3 protein-coding genes are annotated in these 1,636 nt (G+C 45.6%); all 3 read left to right on the forward strand.

Annotated features, from left to right (window positions below):
• Positions 1-479, forward strand: a 479-nt coding sequence (gmk, locus tag A3761_RS21585; protein WP_068750849.1) for a guanylate kinase, incomplete at its 5' end; no start/stop codon positions are given.
• Positions 480-573: 94 nt separating this feature from the next.
• Positions 574-789: a DNA-directed RNA polymerase subunit omega gene (gene rpoZ, locus A3761_RS21590; protein ID WP_068508646.1), complete on the forward strand. Its 216-nt coding sequence runs from the start codon at positions 574-576 to the stop codon at positions 787-789.
• Positions 790-1,024: 235 nt separating this feature from the next.
• Positions 1,025-1,636, forward strand: a 612-nt coding sequence (locus A3761_RS21595; protein ID WP_369808250.1) for an HD domain-containing protein, incomplete at its 3' end; no start/stop codon positions are given.

Raw genomic sequence — 1,636 nt, forward strand, 5'->3', positions numbered from 1 at the left:
TCGATGGCGTTAATTATCACTTTGTCAGCATCCCCGAGTTTGAGCAGCTCATATCTGAATCTGGCTTTCTAGAGCATGCAAAAGTTTTCGATAACTACTACGGTACCTCCAAGACCTGGCTTGAGCAGCGTATGGCGCTTGGGCAAGACGTTATTCTTGAAATCGATTGGCAGGGTGCGCAGCAAGTAAGAGAACTGATGCCAGATACCGTGAGCATCTTTATCCTACCTCCATCTAAAGCCGCCTTGCGCGAACGCTTACAAGGGCGCGGCCAAGATAGTGAAGAAGTCATTGAGCGCCGCATGGCCGATGCAACCAGTGAAAGTAGCCATTATCATGAGTACGACTATCTGGTTATTAACGATCAATTTGGCGATGCATTAAGCGATCTATTGTCGATTTTTAAATCAAATCGGCTAGACACCGCCAGTCAAAGCGCGCAGCATGAAGAAATATTGACCGAGCTATTGTCTTCTTAGAGCGTTTTTCGTAGTATGTTCGGTCGTTTTTGGGTGGGACTGTAGTTCTGCCTTATTTATTGAGTAGTGCGTCTTTTCCAGAGGTGAAAATTTAATGGCTAGAGTGACCGTTGAAGATTGTTTAGATCACGTTGATAACCGTTTTGAATTGGTAATGGTTTCAACCAAGAGAGCCAGACAACTAGCAAATGGCGGCAAAGAGCCTTTCGTAGAGTGGGAAAATGACAAACCTACTGTTGTTGCCTTGCGTGAAATTGCAGAAGGTTTGATCAATGATGATGTGATCAAGCGCGAAGAGATTTCTTCTTAATCTGCTGAAAAATGAATAAATTATGTGGTTTTCTTGAGAATTACTCTTGAAAATCATCTGTTCTCACTTAAGATAGGTGAGAGCGCATAAAGCTGAATGGAAACGTTCGGCTTTTTTTTGCTTTAGAGCTTATCCCCCTCGTATTTTAAGGCACTCGTGTTTCTAGAAACATATTATTAAAGAACAGGCAGAACAGGCATTGATAGAATCACTCGAAGCGGCAGTCAGAACTTATCTGGATGACAACAAGGTCTCTATGATCTTGCAGGCTTTCGAGTGTGCTAAAGATGCACACGAAGGTCAGTACCGTCGAAGTGGCGACCCATACATCATCCATCCGGTAGCCGTTGCCAAGATCCTTGCTGGTTTGCACATGGATCACGAAACACTAATGGCCGCACTGCTTCACGATGTCATTGAAGACACCGAGGTTACCAAAGAAGAGTTAGCCGAGCAGTTTAATGATACTGTCGCTGACCTGGTCGATGGCGTAAGTAAACTGACGCAGATAGAGTTTAAGTCCAAAGCCGAAGCGCAGGCCCACAACTTCCAGAAAATGACCTTGGCGATGGCCAAAGATATTCGTGTCATTTTAGTCAAACTGGCAGACCGCCTGCACAATATGCGTACGCTGGGGCCTTTGCATGCCGAAAAGCGTCGACGCATTGCCACCGAGACCCTGGATATCTACGCGCCAATTGCCAACCGACTGGGCATCAACAGCATTCGGGTAGAGCTAGAAGACTTAGGCTTTGCCGCCATGTACCCGATGCGAGCCAAATATATTGGCCAGGCAGTGCAGAAGTTACGTGGCAATCACAATGAAATTCTTGCCGATATTCAACAT

It is taken from the genome of Oleiphilus sp. HI0123, from assembly GCF_001635315.1.